At 63.0% G+C, this 17,030-nt stretch carries 13 protein-coding genes; 10 read left to right on the forward strand and 3 right to left on the reverse strand.

Annotation, left to right across the window (positions count from 1 at the left end):
- Positions 1 to 10: 10 nt before the first annotated feature.
- Positions 11 to 3,127 (forward strand): PAS domain-containing hybrid sensor histidine kinase/response regulator, encoded by a 3,117-nt coding sequence (locus Thiowin_RS23100; protein ID WP_328985320.1) that lies wholly within the window; start codon positions 11 to 13, stop codon positions 3,125 to 3,127.
- A 127-nt stretch (positions 3,128 to 3,254) separates the two neighbouring features.
- On the opposite strand, the gene Thiowin_RS23105 is transcribed toward Thiowin_RS23100, so the two are convergent.
- Positions 3,255 to 3,722: an Hsp20 family protein gene (locus Thiowin_RS23105; protein ID WP_328985321.1), complete on the reverse strand. Its 468-nt coding sequence runs from the start codon at positions 3,720 to 3,722 to the stop codon at positions 3,255 to 3,257.
- Positions 3,723 to 3,935: 213 nt separating this feature from the next.
- Between Thiowin_RS23105 and Thiowin_RS23110 the strand changes: the two genes are divergently transcribed.
- The gene (locus Thiowin_RS23110; protein ID WP_328985322.1) at positions 3,936 to 5,531 is read left to right on the forward strand and encodes a cation:proton antiporter family protein; all 1,596 of its coding nucleotides are present in this window, start codon (positions 3,936 to 3,938) and stop codon (positions 5,529 to 5,531) included.
- A gap of 58 nt (positions 5,532 to 5,589) precedes the next feature.
- On the opposite strand, the gene Thiowin_RS23115 is transcribed toward Thiowin_RS23110, so the two are convergent.
- Complete coding sequence (locus tag Thiowin_RS23115) at positions 5,590 to 6,822, reverse strand: 30S ribosomal protein S1 (RefSeq protein WP_328985323.1); 1,233 nt, start codon at positions 6,820 to 6,822, stop codon at positions 5,590 to 5,592.
- Between the two features lie 243 nt (positions 6,823 to 7,065).
- Between Thiowin_RS23115 and apbC the strand changes: the two genes are divergently transcribed.
- Positions 7,066 to 8,157: an iron-sulfur cluster carrier protein ApbC gene (gene apbC, locus Thiowin_RS23120; protein ID WP_328985324.1), complete on the forward strand. Its 1,092-nt coding sequence runs from the start codon at positions 7,066 to 7,068 to the stop codon at positions 8,155 to 8,157.
- A gap of 333 nt (positions 8,158 to 8,490) precedes the next feature.
- Entirely contained in the window at positions 8,491 to 9,177 is a 687-nt protein-coding gene (locus Thiowin_RS23125; RefSeq protein WP_328985325.1) for a GGDEF domain-containing protein, read from the forward strand.
- Between the two features lie 224 nt (positions 9,178 to 9,401).
- Here the strand turns inward: Thiowin_RS23125 and Thiowin_RS23130 are convergent, their stop codons facing one another.
- A complete protein-coding gene (locus Thiowin_RS23130; RefSeq protein ID WP_328985326.1) occupies positions 9,402 to 10,586 on the reverse strand; it encodes an ATP-binding protein in 1,185 nt (394 codons plus the stop codon).
- Between the two features lie 173 nt (positions 10,587 to 10,759).
- Between Thiowin_RS23130 and argS the strand changes: the two genes are divergently transcribed.
- From argS to Thiowin_RS23160, 6 genes are all read left to right on the forward strand, one after another.
- Positions 10,760 to 12,568 (forward strand): arginine--tRNA ligase, encoded by a 1,809-nt coding sequence (gene argS, locus Thiowin_RS23135; RefSeq protein WP_328985327.1) that lies wholly within the window; start codon positions 10,760 to 10,762, stop codon positions 12,566 to 12,568.
- A gap of 45 nt (positions 12,569 to 12,613) precedes the next feature.
- Positions 12,614 to 13,219, forward strand: coding sequence for an SPOR domain-containing protein (locus tag Thiowin_RS23140; protein ID WP_328985328.1), 606 nt, complete (start codon positions 12,614 to 12,616; stop codon positions 13,217 to 13,219).
- Between the two features lie 71 nt (positions 13,220 to 13,290).
- On the forward strand, positions 13,291 to 14,247 hold the full coding sequence (locus Thiowin_RS23145; protein ID WP_328985329.1) for an ABC transporter ATP-binding protein: 957 nt from the start codon (positions 13,291 to 13,293) through the stop codon (positions 14,245 to 14,247).
- 20 nt (positions 14,248 to 14,267) lie between these two features.
- Entirely contained in the window at positions 14,268 to 15,017 is a 750-nt protein-coding gene (locus Thiowin_RS23150) for an ABC transporter permease subunit (protein ID WP_328985330.1), read from the forward strand.
- A complete protein-coding gene (locus tag Thiowin_RS23155; protein WP_328985331.1) occupies positions 15,014 to 16,438 on the forward strand; it encodes a GldG family protein in 1,425 nt (474 codons plus the stop codon). The genes Thiowin_RS23150 and Thiowin_RS23155 overlap by 4 nt, the downstream gene beginning before the upstream one ends.
- A gap of 15 nt (positions 16,439 to 16,453) precedes the next feature.
- Complete coding sequence (locus Thiowin_RS23160) at positions 16,454 to 17,029, forward strand: hypothetical protein (RefSeq protein ID WP_328985332.1); 576 nt, start codon at positions 16,454 to 16,456, stop codon at positions 17,027 to 17,029.
- The last annotated feature ends 1 nt before the right edge of the window (position 17,030 follow it).

Here is a 17,030-nt window from a genome sequence, read left to right on the forward strand (position 1 = left end):
ATTGCTCGTCATGCGCTCACCTCCAGTCGGTCTTGCCCTGTTTCTGCTTGGTGCCGGATTGACGGTGGCCTTCTATCTCTTTGCCTCCTCTGAGCTGCAACAGACGCGCACAGGTGCACTCAAGGAGCTTGAAGTCATCGCCATGCGCGATGCCACGGTACTGGAACAATGGCGCACCGAGCGACTGGCCGATGGCAGAACCTTTACCGCCGGTTTGCCAGCGCGCTTGGCACGCTGGCGCGAGCAGGGCTTTTTGCCCGGACCCGATATCCCGGAGTTGAAAGATCGACTGCGCACCACCCTGGAAGCTTACAACTACGCCGGCGCGCGTCTCTTTGGCGCCAACGGCCAACTTTTAATCAGCCAAGTGGCTGATGGCTTGGCGCCCGAGTCGATTGACAGGCTTGTTCCGCTTGACGTGGGCGACTTTGACGGGCGGCAGCCAATGCTCTCGTCGCTGCGGATCGATGCGACCGGCCCAGCGAGCATGGTACTCGACATTCCGCTCTGGTACCGGGATCAGCTGGAGGGGCATCTGCGGTTTTTGATTCAGCCGCGGGCGTTCCTGGCCGAACTGCTGGGGCCTGATTTGGTCACAACCACGAACAGCCACGCCGTGTTGCTGCAAACCTCGAAGGATGGACTGCTGTGGTTCGCTCCCGAACCAGCATTCGTGCTGCCAGCCGCCGCGCCGCGGTCCAGTCAGCCCAATGCCCCGCTCGCGCTCAACTGGCGCATGCGCCCTGCACCCGAGTCCGTCGCCGAGGCGCTTGCCCAATGGCGTGCAGATCCCGAGGGGTCGCCAAACACCTTCGAGGACGAGGAGGCCGGGCATTTGTTTGTAAATTTTGTCGCGGTGCCCAACAGCCCCTGGTTTGTGATGGCCGCATCCAGTCGCATCGCGGTTTGCGGTCCCTGCATCAAGCGCCAGGTCACCGTTGGGCTGGTGTTGGTGCTCTTTTACTGCCTGGCGGCGGCCACCTTTTTAAGTTGGCGCCGGGCGCAGCAGGACCGCGAGGTCGCGCGCCGCAATGAGGTGCTGGGCGCGGCGGCCACGGCCATGCCAGGAGCTCTCTATGTGGCTGAGCCGGAGTCCTTCAGAACCCTGTTCATTAGCGCGGGTATCCAACGCCTGCTTGGCTTCGAGCCGCGCGATGTCCTGGCGAATCCAAGCTTTTTTGTCGAGTCCATGCATCAAGATGATCGCGAGGCGGCGGTGTCGACACTGCGCCGGCTGGTGGCGTCGGAGAGCAGCCTTGGTGTGCTGAATTATCGTGCCTGGCGCCGTGATCGTTCGGCCTGGTTGTGGATTGAAGATCGGGTGTTCGTCGAGCGTAGCGAGCGTGGCAAGGCGCGGCAGCTCTATGGGGTGATGTTTGACATCACCAAACGCAAGCTGGCGGATCAGGAACTGCGCGAAAACAACCGCGCGCTCGGGTCTCTAAACGCGGAACTGCAGGCGGCCACCGAGCACGCGAACCAGCTCGCCGACCAGGCCTCGGCCGCCAATCAGGCCAAAAGTGAGTTCCTCGCCAATATGAGCCACGAGATTCGCACCCCGCTCAACGCCATTATCGGCATCACCGATCTGCTGTCCGAAACCGGGCTTGATGAAGAGCAGCGCCAGTATGCCGAGACCCTGCGCAGTGCCAGCCGCAGTCTCTTGGCGCTGATCAACGATATTCTCGATTTCTCCAAGATCGAAAAGGGCCGTCTGACATTGGAGTGCATCCCCTTCGCGCTTGATCCGCTGATCGAGGAAGTGGTCACCGTGGCCGCGGTGCAGGCCGAGGCCAAGGGGCTTGAGTTTTTGGTCGATGTCGAGCAACGCATTCCAGTCTGGCTGTTCGGCGATTCGCTGCGACTGCGCCAGGTATTGATCAACCTGCTGGGTAACGCGGTCAAGTTCACCTCCAGGGGCGATGTCACCCTGAGCGTGGAACTGATTGAAGCTGAAGCAGAGCAGGTGGTGCTGGAGTTCTCGGTTCGGGATACCGGCATTGGCATCGCGCCGGAGCGCCAAGAGGCCTTGTTCGATGCCTTTACCCAGGCAGACAGTTCCACCACGCGCAAATTCGGCGGCACTGGGCTGGGTTTGAGCATTGCCGCGCAACTGGTGGCACTCATGGGTGGCGCTCTGAGGGTCGATTCCGCACCCGAGGCCGGCAGTCGGTTTTATTTCACCCTGCGTCTTGGACTGTCCAGCCCGGCTGAATCCGCGCAAGATGCGCTCCAAACCCTGGATGGCCGGCGCGCCCTGGTCGTGACGAACTGTCAACCGCTGCGCGAACTCCTGCCGCGTCATCTGCGGGCCTTGGGTCTGCGGGTTCTCGCGGCGGCGGATGTCGGTAACGCCGTCTCGCTGCTGGAAGAGGATGGGCCGGCGGACCTGGCCATGATCGATTACCACTTCCCCGGTCTCGAGCCGCGCGAGCAGATCCAGGCGTTGCGCGAACGGGCAGCGCCTGGTGCGACGCGCATTCTGTTGATGGCTTCCAGCAGGGACTTCCGCAAAGCGGCGGCGCTGCGCGCGGCGGGTTTGGCCGACACTGTCATCAGCAAACCCCTGACGCGTGCCGCGCTGCGCCAGATGCTCAGCGATTTCACCTTGGCTGCGTCCAAGGGGGCGCGGAACAAAACGTCGACACAGAGCGGCGGCAATCAAAGCAAGACAACAAACGACACGGCGGGGACAGGCGGTGCCGAAAAGACTGATCGTGCCAGGAAGTTCGGCGGTGGCATCAAGGACGCCTGCATTCTGGTGGCGGATGACGAGCCGACCAATCAAATCGTCTTGAAAAAGATACTCGCCAAGCTTGGGCACCGGGTGCTGCTTGCCGCCAATGGTCGCGAGGCGCTCGAGGTGTTGTCGCGGCACCCCTGTGATTTGGTGTTGATGGATGTGCGCATGCCTGACATGAATGGCCATCAGGCGACACGCGCGATACGCGCGGCGGACTCGGTCGCGCTCAATCCCAGGATTCCCATCATTGCCTTGACCGCCGAGGCGGTGACCGGGGAACGCGAATCCGCGCTGGAATCCGGAATGGATGATTTTCTGACCAAGCCAATCGAGATTGCGGCGCTCAACGAAGCCATTCAGCGGTGGCTGGCGCGGGCGGTCTGATGGGCAGGCTGTTAGGATGACTGGCAACAAAAAACCGGGGCGAGTGCCCCGGTCTGTCAGTGCTGCCAGCCTAGCACGGCGCTTGGATCATGCCGCTTCGCTAGCCACTTTGGTCAGGTTGACTTCATCATGCGGCCTTGGCGTGTTCCGCCTCGATGAACCGCTGCGAACCCGCCTGATCGCGACGAATCTCGATCTTGCGCGGCTTCATCGCCTCGGGCACTTCGCGTTCAAGGTCGATGTGCAGCAGGCCGTTCTCGAGCCGGGCGTCGACCACTTTGACATAGTCAGCGAGCTGGAACTTGCGCTCGAACCCGCGGTTGGCAATGCCCCGATACAGGTATTGCCTATCCTTGGTCTCCTCGCGCCGCTGGCCGGTCACGCTCAGCACGTTTTCCTTGACCTCAAGCCCCAGTTCGTCCTCGCCGAAGCCAGCGACGGCCAGGCTGATGCGATACTTGTTCTCGCTCTCCAGCTCCACATTGTAGGGAGGATAGCCGCCGGGCTCGCTGCGATAGGCGTTCTCGAGCGAGGAGGCGAGGCGATCAAAGCCAATCATGGAGCGGAACAGTGGTGAGAAGTCGAGTGTGGTCATGACATATTCTCCATTGAGCAATACGTGAGTGGTTGGCGTTCGCAAGCGAACCGCCGGTTGGACGCCATTGGCCTTTTGCTCCGATCATAACGAGCTCGGATGGCGTTTGGCGTCGCAGTCCCTTTTCGGCGACTGCGTTATGTAAAGTAGCAACGAGCTGGCACTCTGTCAAGGGGAGTGCTAACAAAATTTTTATGGACTGTGGGGATTGCCATGTCGGAGACCATCGCCTGGCTGGTGGGCGCTTTTGTCGGTGGGCTGATCGCGCGTCAGCTCGGTTTGCCCCCCTTGGTTGGGTATCTGATTGCCGGCTTCGGGTTGCGCTCCGCGGGCGCGGAAGCCACCGAAATGATCGAGCGCCTCGCGGATCTGGGCGTGACCCTGCTGCTGTTTACCATCGGGCTTAAGCTGCGCCTGACCAGCCTGGCTGAATCCCATGTGTGGGGCGCGGCCGGCGCGCATGCGTTCATTTTCTTTCTGCTCAGCCTGTCGACCCTGCTCGGCTTGGGTTGGCTGGATGTGCCCTATGTGCGCGACATCTCCCCAGTCAGCGCCATGGTGGTGGCCTTCGCGCTCAGTTTTTCGAGCACCGTTTTCGCGGTCAAGGTGCTGGAGGACAAAGGCGAGATGGCGGCTCTCTATGGCACCCTGGCCATCGGTATCCTGATTGTGCAGGATCTGGCGGCCGTGCTTTTTTTGGAAGCTTCCCTGGGCAAGGCGCCCACGCCTTGGGCCTTGTTGCTGCTGGCCTTGCTGCCCTTGCGACGGGCGCTTTTGTGGCTGCTGGAACAATCCGGGCATGGCGAGCTGCTGCTGCTGTTTGGCATTAGCTTCGCGCTCGGCGGGGCGCACCTATTCGAGATGGTGCAAATCAAGGGGGATCTTGGCGCCCTGCTGCTCGGGGTGCTGATCGCCTCGCACCCCAAGGCGGGCGAACTGGCCAAGGCGCTGCTCGGGCTCAAGGATTTATTCTTGGTCGGTTTTTTTCTTAGCATTGGCCTGAGCGCCGCGCCCAACCTCGACATGCTGCCGCTGGTGGCCGCCCTCCTTGCGCTGCTGCTGGTCAAGGCCTTTTTGTTCGAGCAGCTGCTGTTGGACTTTCGCTTGCGCGCGCGCACCGCGCTGCTGTGCGGTTTGTCGCTGGCCAGTTACAGTGAATTTGGCCTGATCGTGGCGGCGCTGGCGGTGAAAATGGGCTGGCTGTCGGCCGACTGGCTCGCCATCATTGGCATCACCCTGGCGCTGTCACTCATCATCGCCTCTTTGCTGAATGCGCGCTCGCACTATCTGTACGAGCTTTTTAGTGCCCGGCTGCGGCGCCAGGAGCGCCCCCAGCGCATTCCCGTTGAACGCGAGATCGACCCCGGCAATGCCAACGCCATGGTCGTCGGCATGGGGCGGGTCGGCACCGGTGCCTATGACAGCCTGGCGCGGGATCGCGGTATGTATCCAGTGGGCGTGGATGCCGATCAGGAAACCGTGGCCCGCCACAATGCCGTCGGGCGCCATGTGGTGCAGGGCAGTGCCACCGATGCCGATTTCTGGCATCGCCTGCATCTCGACGATGGCCGTGTAAAATTGGTCCTGCTGGCCATGCCGGCGGTGTCAGAGAATGTTTTTGCCGCCGAACATCTGCGCAAGGAGGGCTATGCCGGCAGCATCGGTGCCATCGCCAAGTTCCCGGATGACGAGGCCGTGCTGCGTGCCGCCGGCGTTGGGCAGGTGTTCAACCTCTATGCCGAGGCTGGATCAGGCTTTGCGCAGCATGTGTGCGAAGCTCGGCAGGCAGTCGCCAATGCAGCCGCTTAATCCGATCCCCAGCGCGGCCAGGCTGGCGCGACCAGGCCAGCGCCCAGGTCTGGATAGGTCATTGTTGGCGCAGTTGCTCCCGCAGCAGTTCGCCGAAGGTGCCCATCGCGGCGTCTGGTCCCGGTCCGGATGCCTGCTCGCGCCCGGATTTGGCGGCTGTGGGCGCGGCGGGTTCCGGGCTGGACGCATCCATGGGCTCGGCCCCTTCGTTTGCCAGCGCGAGCGAGATTCGCCGCCGTTCACTATCCACCCCCAGCACCCGCACTTCGACTGTTTGATCGCTTTTGATGACCTCTTGCGGGTGGGTGACGCGGCGGCCGCCGCCGAGTTCGCTGATGTGAATCAGTCCCTCCAGGCCGGGCGCCAGTTCCACGAAGGCACCGAAGGGCTGCAACCGGGTCACCTTGCCCGCGACCTGGGTGCCGACCGGGAAGCGGCTGTGCGCATCGCTCCAGGGATCTTGAGCCAGGGCACGGATGGACAGGGCGATTTTTTCCGGACGCCTGGGGTTGTTGGTCTGCTCGATGCGCAACACCTGCACCTCGATGGTCTGACCCGGACGCAGCATGTCCTCGGGATGGCGCACATGGCCAAAGGCCAGCTCGCTGATATGGACCATGCCCTCGACGCCACCGAGATCGACGAAGGCGCCAAAGTCCTTCAGTTGAGTGACAGTGCCATTTAGCACCGCGCCAACCTCAAGCTTGGCGCGGGTCTCCTCCGCCGCCGCCGCTTGGGCTTCCTCGAGCAGGGCGCGGCGGGAGACCACCAGATCAAGCTTGCGACCGCCGGAGAACTTGGTGATGCGAAACGCATGGCGCTCGCCGACCAGGCTCGAGAGATCCTCGATAAAGCGCAGATCGACCTGGGAGGCCGGGCAAAAGGCCCGATGCCCGGAAATCTGTACCTCCACGCCACCTTTGATGGCGGCGGTGATCTGACCTTCAATCGCTTGACCGCCGCGGTAGGCTTCTTCCAGCTCCTGCATGCCATGCAGGGCGCGCCCATGGCGCTGGCCGAGGCGCGGCGCACCCGTGTCCGTATCGATACTGGTGACCCGCGCGTCAATGGTGTCGCCAACCCGCGCCTTCAGGCTGCCGTCCTCGGCGGTGAGATTCGCGATATCCATCAGCGCCTCGGTCTTGCCGCCGATGGCAACAAAGACCTGATCGGCATCAATGGCGATAATTTCGCCACGCACCTGGTCGCCGACCTTGGGATCGTGCCGCGCGCCCTTGGCCTTGGGCTCATTTTCCGCGAGCAGCGCGGCAAAGCTGGTCTCTTCAGTCATGGATAGAATGTCCGTCGCTTGATGGCCGCGAACCGGCCCCGCGGTTGCCGCCGGCAAAAAAGGCGGATTGTACCCTTGTGGCGGCATAAAGGCTCGCGTCAGCTTGAATTAGCATTTCCTGATACCACGTCCGGACCATAACCGAACCGGCTGCGACCGGCTGTCCTATGATGGCGCTGAGTGAGGATGCAACGCAGACGGCCAATTTTTTGTTAGTTTTCGCGAGCGATAACGGAGCGACCCATGTCCGACCTGACCAAAGACGTCATCGAAGAAGCCATCAAGGGCTACAAAGAACCCCATTTGGACCGGGATCTGGTGTCCGCCAAATTGATCAAGGCCATTGAGATCGAAGGCGATCAGGTCAAGGTCAAAGTCACCCTTGGGTTTCCTGCCCAGGGCGCGCGCGACACCATCGCGGCAGCGCTGAGCGAGCGGATCAAGGCTGTTCCCGGCGTCGGCGCCGTGCAGGTCGATGTCAACTGGGAGATCAAGGCGCATTCCGTGCAGAAGTCGCTTAAGCCCATCGGCCAGGTGAAGAACATCATCGCCGTGGCCTCCGGCAAGGGCGGCGTTGGCAAATCCACCACGGCCGTGAACCTGGCGCTGGCCCTGGCGGCAGAAGGCGCGCGGGTCGGCATTCTGGATGCCGACATCTATGGCCCCTCCCAGCCGCGGATGCTGGGCATCACCGGCAAGCCGGAATCCAAAGACGGCAACAGCCTGGAGCCCATGACCAGCCATGGCCTGCAGGCCATGTCCATCGGCTTTTTGATTGATGAAGAAACGCCCATGATCTGGCGCGGTCCCATGGTCACCCAGGCGCTGGAGCAACTGCTCAACGACACCAACTGGGGCGCACTCGACTACCTGGTCATCGACCTGCCGCCCGGCACCGGTGACACCCAGCTCACTCTGGCGCAAAAAGTGCCAGTCTCGGGCGCCATTATCGTCACCACGCCCCAGGACATCGCCCTGCTCGACGCGCGCAAGGGTCTGAAAATGTTCCAGAAAGTGGAGGTTCCCGTGCTTGGCATCGTGGAGAACATGAGTATCCATATCTGCTCCAACTGCGGCCATGAAGAACACATTTTTGGCCAGGGCGGCGGTGCCTCCATGTCCGAGCAATACGGCGTGCAACTCCTCGGTTCCCTGCCGCTTGACATCCATATCCGCGAGGAAGCCGACAGTGGAAAGCCCACGGTCGTCGCCCAGCCAGAATCCCGTCTAACCGAGATTTATCGCGAAATAGCGCGTAAGACGGCAGCCAAACTCTCGCTCCAAGCCAAGGACTACGCGGCCAAATTCCCGCGCATTGTGATCGAGAACAATTAACCAGCGGCGCTCGACTTGAGCCTGCGCCAACTGCTCCGTTGGGATCTTGGCAACTGGCCCCTACTCAGCTTGAAATCTTGCTCTCGCGCCTGCGCTGGATGCGAAAGGAAGGCGGCTTGCAGTCAAGTCTGATCCGTGTCGAGCCTGGCCGGGGCTTCATGCTACACTCTTGGTGAATGGTTGGCAGCGGATGCAGTCTGCCTTCGTTCACCTAGGCTAGCATGAGGGGCATGGGGCATGGGGCGGAGAAAATGGTGGCTGGGCAGACGCGCGTTCTGTGACGAGGGTTTGCTGTCTTGGCGTTTTCTGGGGTTTGTCTTGATGTTGGTGGCGATGCTGCCTCATTGGGCACATGCCGAGGTGCTGGAGCTCGAGGATCAGGCCAACGGTCAGCGCGCCGAGGGTTATCTCTCGGTGCTGCGTGACCCCAGCGGACAGCTCGAGTATCGCCCGGCGCGTTTGTTCCTGCTCGCACGGTTCGCGCCCCTGAGCGGCGCACTGGTCACGCTACCACGCACCCTTGGCTGGGTCCAGGATTCGCTCTGGGTTGAACACGCTTTCCAAGTGGGCGTATCACTCGAGGTGCTACTGTTTTCACTCGCGCTCGCCCGCCGCATCGAGCTACTGCGGCGCGAGAAACAGGAGGCCTTGCAGCGCGCCGAGACTGACCCGCTGACCGGGTTGCTCAATCGCGCAGGGCTGTTTCGGCGCATCAATACGCTGCTTGAGCGCGGCCAGCCGGGTGCGCTGTTGCTGGTGGATCTGGATCATTTCAAACCGGTGAACGATCAACTTGGCCATGCCGCCGGTGATCTGGTGCTAACACAGGTCGCGGAACGCCTGGGCACCCTAGTGCGAGCCAATGATGACCTAGTCGCGCGCATCGGCGGCGATGAATTCGTCCTGGTGCTACGCGGCATGCGTGACTGCGCCGCCGCCGGCGTGCGAGACACTGCCCAGGCCCGTGACGGTTATCTTTTAGCCTTCTTTGATGTCCAGTTGTGCAATGACAACAACTAACGGAGTTGTAGACGCTCCGCCTTCGGCTTCTTTCGCGCCCCAAAGAATTTGTAAGCTGCTTGATGTCTCCAGTAAGTCCACCCACAAATTCGCTGAGCCGTCCGGCAATCCTAGCGGCATCCTTCTTGTGGATAGACTGAAGATCCTTTATCGCCTGTGGCTTGAGTTCGACCTTCATGCAAATTTATTAAAGTATTGGTCGGCTGTTTTTATGGCCCGACTGATTAAGCGAGGCTCGCGCCAATCTGGCCGATGTCGCGCCAGGAGAGCACCTTTGCCTGGCTGCGTGACTGAGACTCATCCCCGCCATAGACCAGCCAGGCGCCGATGCCGCGCTCTGGCTGACTGCCGGCCAAGCGCTGCCGAAAGCCTTGCAGGTTGCGGAAAAAGTCCGGTGCCAGGGTCGCGGCCGACTTCATCTCCAGGGCGTTCAGCCTTAGGCCCTGTTCCAGCAGCAAATCCACTTCCAGGCCACGGCTTTCGCGGTAATGAAACAGCGCCGGGGTTGTGCCGCGATGGGTGAAAGCTTTGTAGACCTCGGACACCACCCAGGTCTCGAAGATGGCGCCGCGCAGCGGGTGCAGGTGCAACTGCTCCTGATCCTGGATGCCTAGCAGATGACACAGGAGCCCCGTGTCGAACAAATGCAATTTGGGGGCTTTGATCAGTTGTTTGCGCAAGTTAAGGTGCCAGGCCGGTAGACGCAGCAGAATGAAACTGGTCTCCAGCACCGACAACCAAGCGCGTGCTGTGTTGTGGGTGATACCAGCATCGGCGCCGAGCGCACTGAGGTTGATTTCCCGCGCGCTACGCCCGGCGCAGAGCCGCGGAAATCCGGTGAAGCTATTTAAGTCGCCCACATTGAGCATTTGGCGCACATCGCGCTGAATGTAGGTGGCGACATAGTCGGCCAGCCAGCGTGAAGCTGGGATGTCGCGGTCGTAGATACGCGGATAAGCACCCTGGAAGAGCAGCGAGTAGAGATCATCCGGCGCGTTTGGAAACCGACGCAACTCATCGAGACTGGGCGGTAGCAAGGTTAACAGACCGCAGCGCCCGGCAAGCGATTGGGAAATGGCCGCCGCGAGGCCGAGGTGTTGCGAGCCAGTCAGCACGAAACGACCCGGCTCGGGGTCTTCATCGACCTCGGTTTGCAGGTAGCTCAGCAGCTCGGGGACGCGCTGCACCTCGTCGAAAACAGCGCCATATTGATGTGCACGCAAAAAAGCGCGAGGGTCTTCGGCGGCGAAGGCGCGGGTATCAAGCGCCTCGAAGGAGACATAAGGCCGATCTGGAAAAACCATTCGGCACAGGGTGGTTTTGCCGGACTGGCGGGGGCCAATCACCGCAACCACGGGATAATAGCCGGCCAGCTCACGCAGTCGGGATTCAAGCAGGCGGGGGATCATGGCACCGGAGTCTAGGCCAATTTGCATAATTTGTCATTTGGATTGCCAAATCATGCAAGCCGGATTCCCCTATGGCGATGCTTTCATGCTTTCCGTTATCCTAGCGGATGGATGCTCCTAAAGACCGGGGCCATGACGCACGCCCTTCCCCACCGCCTTTTTCCTCAACACGCATGAAGCAAGCACTTCTCTCCCTGGTTGAACAAGCCTGGGCCGCCCTGGCGAGCCAGGACGGTCTCGACCCGAGCGCCGCGCACGGCCGCGCGCAGATTGATCGCGCGCGCGATCCGGCCCATGGCGACTTCGCCTCCAATGCGGCCATGGTGTTGTCCAAGACGGCACGCTGCAAACCGCGCGATCTTGCCGCGCGCTTGGTTGAGCATCTGCCTGAATCGCCCCTGGTGGCGCGGGTGGAGATCGCGGGGCCTGGTTTCATCAATTTCTTCCTGGCCGAAGCGGCCTATCTGCGCCTGATCCCCGAGGTTCTCGCCGCCGGCCCCAACCATGGCCGCTGTGATCATGGCGCCGGGGAGCGGGTGCAGGTGGAGTTCGTCTCGGCCAACCCGACCGGCCCACTGCATGTCGGGCATGGGCGCGGCGCCGCCTATGGCGCGGTGGTGGCGAATCTGCTCGAGGCGGTCGGCTATCAGGTGCATCGGGAATACTATGTCAACGATGCCGGGCGGCAAATGGACATTCTCGCCACCTCGGTCTGGTTGCGCTATCTGGAACTCTGCGGCGAGACATTGCGCTTTCCGGCCAATGGCTATCGCGGGGATTATGTGTGGGACATCGCCGCCGCGCTGCACCGCGAGCATGGTGATGCCTACCGGGCCGAGGCGAGCGTGGTCTTTGCTGACGTGCCCGAGGATGCGCCGAGCGCGGATGAATTGAGCGACACTGGCACGCCCTTGCCAGGTGCGCCCGCTGGTGACAAAGAGGCGCATATCGATGCGCTCATCAATCGCGCCCAGCAGCTGCTTGGCGACAACCGCTACCGGCTGGTGTTCGAGCTGGGGCTAAATACCATCCTCGATGATATTCGCGAGGATCTGGCCGGCTTTGGCGTGGAGTATCAGCAGTGGTATTCCGAACGCACCCTGGCCGAGAGCGGCGCCGTGACCAAGGCGGTTGAGCGCCTGCGCGCGGCCGGGCATGTCTACGAGCGCGACGGGGCGCTCTGGTTTCGCTCCAGCGGCTTTGGCGACGAAAAAGACCGGGTGTTGGTTCGCGAGAATGGCCAGAGCACCTATTTTGCCTCCGACATCGCCTACCATGCCGACAAGCTCGAACGCGGTTTCGCCCGGGTGTTTGATATCTGGGGCGCCGATCACCACGGCTATGTGCCGAGGGTCAAGGCGGCGCTTCAGGCGTTGGGCGATGATCCCGCCCGCCTTGAGGTTCTGCTGGTGCAGTTCGCCATCCTCTACCGGGGCGGGCAAAAGGTGCAGATGTCCACCCGCTCGGGTGACTTTGTCACCCTGCGCGAGCTGCGCCGGGAGGTGGGAAAGGACGCCGCGCGCTTCTTTTACATCATGCGCCGCTGTGAGCAGCACCTGGACTTTGACCTGGATTTGGCCAAGAGCCAAAGCAACGACAATCCGGTTTACTATGTGCAATATGCTCATGCACGCATCGAGAGCGTGCTGCGCCAGGCGACGGAGAAAAACCTGCCCATCCAGGGCACGGCGGACCTGGAGCAGCTCGCGCGCTTGAGCGAGCCACATGAGCAAAGTCTGTTGCGCACCCTGGCGCGCTATCCCGAGGTGGTGATGGCCGCCGCGCTCGAGGCCGAGCCGCATCAGCTCACCGCCTATCTGCGCGAGCTGGCAACGGACTTTCATGCTTATTACAACGCGCACCCCTTCATCGTCGAAGACCAACCCCTGCGCGAGGCGCGCGGCGCGCTGATTCTGGCGGTTCGCCAGGTGCTCCGCAATGGGCTTGGACTCATCGGCGTCTCGGCGCCCGAGGCGATGTAGCCGCGTCGCCACCAACCACCGGACCATTACCATTATTCTTAACTCATGGCTAAAACCGCGACACGCAGCAGCTCATCATCGCGCAAGCGCGACCGCCCGCGGAGCACCGGCGCCTTTTGGTTTCTGCTCGGCACCCTGGTCGGGGCCTTTGGGATGGGCCTCGCCTGGATGCGGCACGACCGGCTTCCGACACCACCGGCCAAGCCCTCCACCGCCGAGGCGCCGAAACCCAAACCCACCTTCGACTTCTATGAGACCCTGCCGCGGGAAGAAGTCCTGGTGCCGATCGAAGAGACAGTGAAAAGAAATTCGCCGCTGCCGCCGCTCACCCCCAAACCCGCTGGTGAAGCCCCGGCAACAACGGCCAAGCCAGCGGCGCAAACTCCACCAACGCAGAGCCCAACACAAACCCAGACCTCGGCCACCAAGTATCGCCTTCAGGTAGGCTCCTTCCGCGACTTCGCGGATGCGGAGCGGCGCAAGGCCGAACTGGCCCTGCTGGGGTTTAGCGTGAACATCGTCGAGGCCGAGGTTGGCGGCGCCAAGACCTATCGGCTCAGATCCGCACCTGCTGACAAGGCCGGCGCCGAGGCGCTGGGCAAGAAACTCCAGGCGCAAGGGGTTAGCAGCATGGCGGTCAGAGACAACTGAGAATCGCGCGCCCTGGCCCTATTCAGTGGCAAGTGGCAAGTGTCAAGTGTCTAGCGCTTCGAGGATCGGCAATGCCAACGCAAGCAGTTCTGGAGGTTCAAGCGCTCGGTCGCCAGTTTGGCGGCCGCCAGGCGCTGCGGGAGCTGAGTCTGCGCCTGGAGCCCGGCGAAATCCTCGGGCTGCTCGGTCCCAATGGCGCCGGCAAGACCACCTGCCTGCAAATGCTGGCCGGCCAGCTGGCGCCAAGTCGCGGCTGGGTGCGCATCCTCGGACTGGATCTCTATGGTTCCCCCAGGGCGGCAAAACGCCGGCTCGGATATTTGCCCGAGCGCCCGCCCATCTACCCCGATCTGCGCCTTGGCGAGTATTTGCATTACTGCGGGCGGCTGCGCGGCCTGCGCGACGCCGGTCTGCGCAGCGCGGTGGCTGCTGTGATCCGCGAATGTGGGCTGGAAACTGTCAGCCGTCGTCTGCTCGGAAGGCTGTCGAAAGGGTACCGCCAGCGTGTAGGTCTGGCACAGGCGCTGCTGCACGATCCCGCGCTCTTGCTGCTCGATGAACCCGGGGACGGACTCGACCCGCTGCAAAGCCGCGAGCTGCGTGCGCTCATCCGCCGCCGCGCCGAGCGCGGTTGCGCGGTCGTGTTCTCAAGCCACCGGCTCGATGAAGTGCGCCATCTTTGTACCTCGGTGCTGATGCTGCGTGATGGCCGCGAGTTGTATCGGGGCACTCTCGCGTCCGGGATCAACACCGCGCCCGACAGCGCCCAAGGCACTAGGGTCCGAGTGCGCCTGGTGCCACCAAGCACAGCCGAGGCCCTCGCCGCGGTGGAGCAGGTGGCCAGCGCCGAGGCGCTGGACGATGGCCGCATCCGGTTGTGCCTGCAGCCGGGAACCAATCCAGCGCAGCTCAGCCACCGCTTGGTTGAACGTGGCTTTGGCCTCGCGGAGCTGAGCCCGGAGCCGAGCGACCTCGAGCGGCTGTTCCTGGATGGCTTCGGCGCCATGGATCAGGCAGCTTGGGCGTGATATCGCAGCAGTAGACATCCATGATCTGGACCATTGCCCGACGTGAGACCCTGACGCTGTTCCAGACCGGTCTGATTTGGCTGCTGCTGGCCGCTTGCGCCCTGATTCTCGGCTGGGTCTTTCTCTCCGTGCTCGATCCCTTCGTCGGCGTCGAGCGCGAGGGGCTCGAACAGATCACCATCGGCGCGCTCAATCTGCGTCTGGCGCGCGAACTCTTCGGCGCGGCCGCCGTGATGCTGCTGTTGATCGCCCCGCTGCTCGCGACCCGTCTGCTCAGCGGCGAGTTGCGCGATGGCCGCTATGCGCTACTCGCCAGCGCTCCCCTGGCGCCGGTCGAGATTCTGCTCGGCAAATGGCTGGCGCTCGCCCTGGTGCTGCTGGCACTGTCCTTGGTGCCGCTGCTGTTGTGTCTGGCGCTGGCACTAAGCGCGCCTGTTGATCTTGGCCTGTGCCTATCCGCGACCTTTGGTCTGTGGCTGCTGGGGCTGCTGTTCGCGGCGGTGGGGCTCTTTGGCGCCAGCCTAAGCGCCCAACCGGCCGCGGCGGCCGTGATCGCTTATGGCATTCTGATTCTGCTGTCGCTGATCAACCGCGCCGAGTTCTCGGGCCCGCGGGCGCTCGGGCTGCTGGACTGGCTGTCCTGGGGGCAACATCTGTTCTGGTTTCTGATCGGCGCCGTGCGTCTGAGCGATCTGGGGTATTTCCTGCTGCTCAGCGCCTGCTTTCTAGCCCTGGCCGAGCGCCAGCTCGCGAACTTGCTAGACCCATGAGGATGCGAGAACCAGGTCCCTCCCTGGCGCCCAACAAGCGGCCGAGCAGAGTCTCGCGGCGTCTCGCCGATGCCGTCTATGTCGTCTTGCTCTGGACTCTGGTGCTGCTGGCGGGCTGGCATCTGGCGCGGCATGAGATCTATTGGGACTGGTCAAGTGCCGGGCGCAACCGCTTGAGCAACGAGAGTCTGGAGGTGCTGTCCGCGCTTGAGGCACCGCTCAAAGTGCGCGTCTTTATCGCCCCCGAGCATCCGCTGGTGCGCGAGATTGAGCAAATCCTGATGCGCTATCGGCGCGCCAGCGATCTGGTACGGGTCGAGTATATCGACCCAATGCGCGCGCCCGAGCTGGCGCGCCAGCATGATGTGCGCTTGCTCGGACAGATGCTGCTTGAGTACCAGGATCGTCACGAACCTCTCGTCCGCCTCGATGAAACGAGCCTGACCAACGCCATCGCCCGCCTGACCCTGACCCAGGCACCCTGGATTGCCCTGCTGGAGGGACATGGCGAGCGCAGCCCGGGAGGCGGCACGGGCCGGGATATCGGACGTTTTGGGCAATGGCTGGAACAGCGCGGCTTTCGACTGCAACAGATCGATCTGGCGCGCCTGAGCCGGATCCCGAGCAATACCGATGTCTTGATCCTGAGCACCCCGGCCATCGCGCTCTTTCCCGGCGAGGTCGATGCGCTGATGGACTATGTCGCCGCTGGCGGCAACATGCTGTGGCTGCTCGACCCGGGCGACTGGCTGGGCTTCCAGCCGCTCGCTGACTTGCTCGGCATCGACCGCCTGCCAGGACAAATCGTCGATGCCGCCGGCAGCGCCTTCGATGTCGCGGCGCCCAATGTCGCCGTGGTCAGCGACTGGCCCAGCCATCCCTTGTGGCAGGGCCTGGGCGCGCCTGCGTTCTTTCCGGGCGTCGCGGCCTTCGCGCCCGAGAGCTTGGCGAGCCTGGCGCCCAGCTGGCAGCTGGTCACGGCGCTCGAGAGCAGCGCCCAGAGCTGGAATGAAACCGGCCCCATCCAGGGCAAGATCGCGCGCGAGCCCGAACTGGGCGAGCTGGCCGGTCCCTTGCCCTTTGCGCTGGCGATGACGCGCCAGGTCCCTAGCGCCCTGCGCGCGGGCGGCTCGGAGATGGCCGCATCGGCGCTGGGCGAACAGCGCCTGATGCTGATCGGCGATGGCGATTTTCTCAGCAACGCGGCACTGGAGCGCGGCGCGAATCGCGCACTCGGCCTGCGCCTGCTGCGCTGGCTAAGCGGTGTGGAACTGGTCGCGACCGAGGCGAGCCCCGATGACGCGCCCCTTGCGCTCACGCCCGGCCGGGCCTTTGTGCTCAGTGTCCTGGCGCTGGTGGTCTTGCCCTTTGGTTTTTTGCTGCTGGCGCTCTTTGCGTACTGGCGGCGCCGTCATGACTAAGGAGTTGCTTTGCCCATGAGCGGTCGCTGGCTGATCAATGGCTTGCTGCTCACCCTCTGCACACTCTTGTTTCTGCTCGCGCGTGGGCAACCCGAGTCGCCTCCGGGCCTGGCCGGGCTGATTGGCTTTGCCCCGGAGCAGGTGACTCGTATCCAATTGCGGCAGCGAGGCGAGGCACCACTGTCGTTCGAATTGAGCTCTGATGGCTGGGTGATGCGCGATCCTGTGCAGGGCAAGGTGACAGCCATCATGAGCGAGCGGCTCGATGCGCTGGTACGAGCCCCGGCCGCCGTGGTCTTCAAGCCGCCAATGGCAGTGGATCAGGCCGCGGGGGATGAAGCGGCGGAACATCAGGTATCAATGCTCGCGGACATGGGCCTGGCCGACCCCTGGCTGACGCTCGAGCTGAATGATCTGCGCCTGCGCGCCGGCGCTGCCGAACCCATCGACCGCCGCCGTTACCTGCTGGCGGGCGATGCGGTGCTGCTCATCGACGACCGTTGGCTGCTGCCATTGCTGGCGGCACCCGCGGACTATTTGGCGGATGATTTCTCGGCGGCCGAGCCACCCGCCGCGCCAGCAGTCTTCTGAC

This window comes from Thiorhodovibrio winogradskyi (assembly GCF_036208045.1).
Classification (GTDB): Bacteria; Pseudomonadota; Gammaproteobacteria; order Chromatiales; family Chromatiaceae; genus Thiorhodovibrio; species Thiorhodovibrio winogradskyi.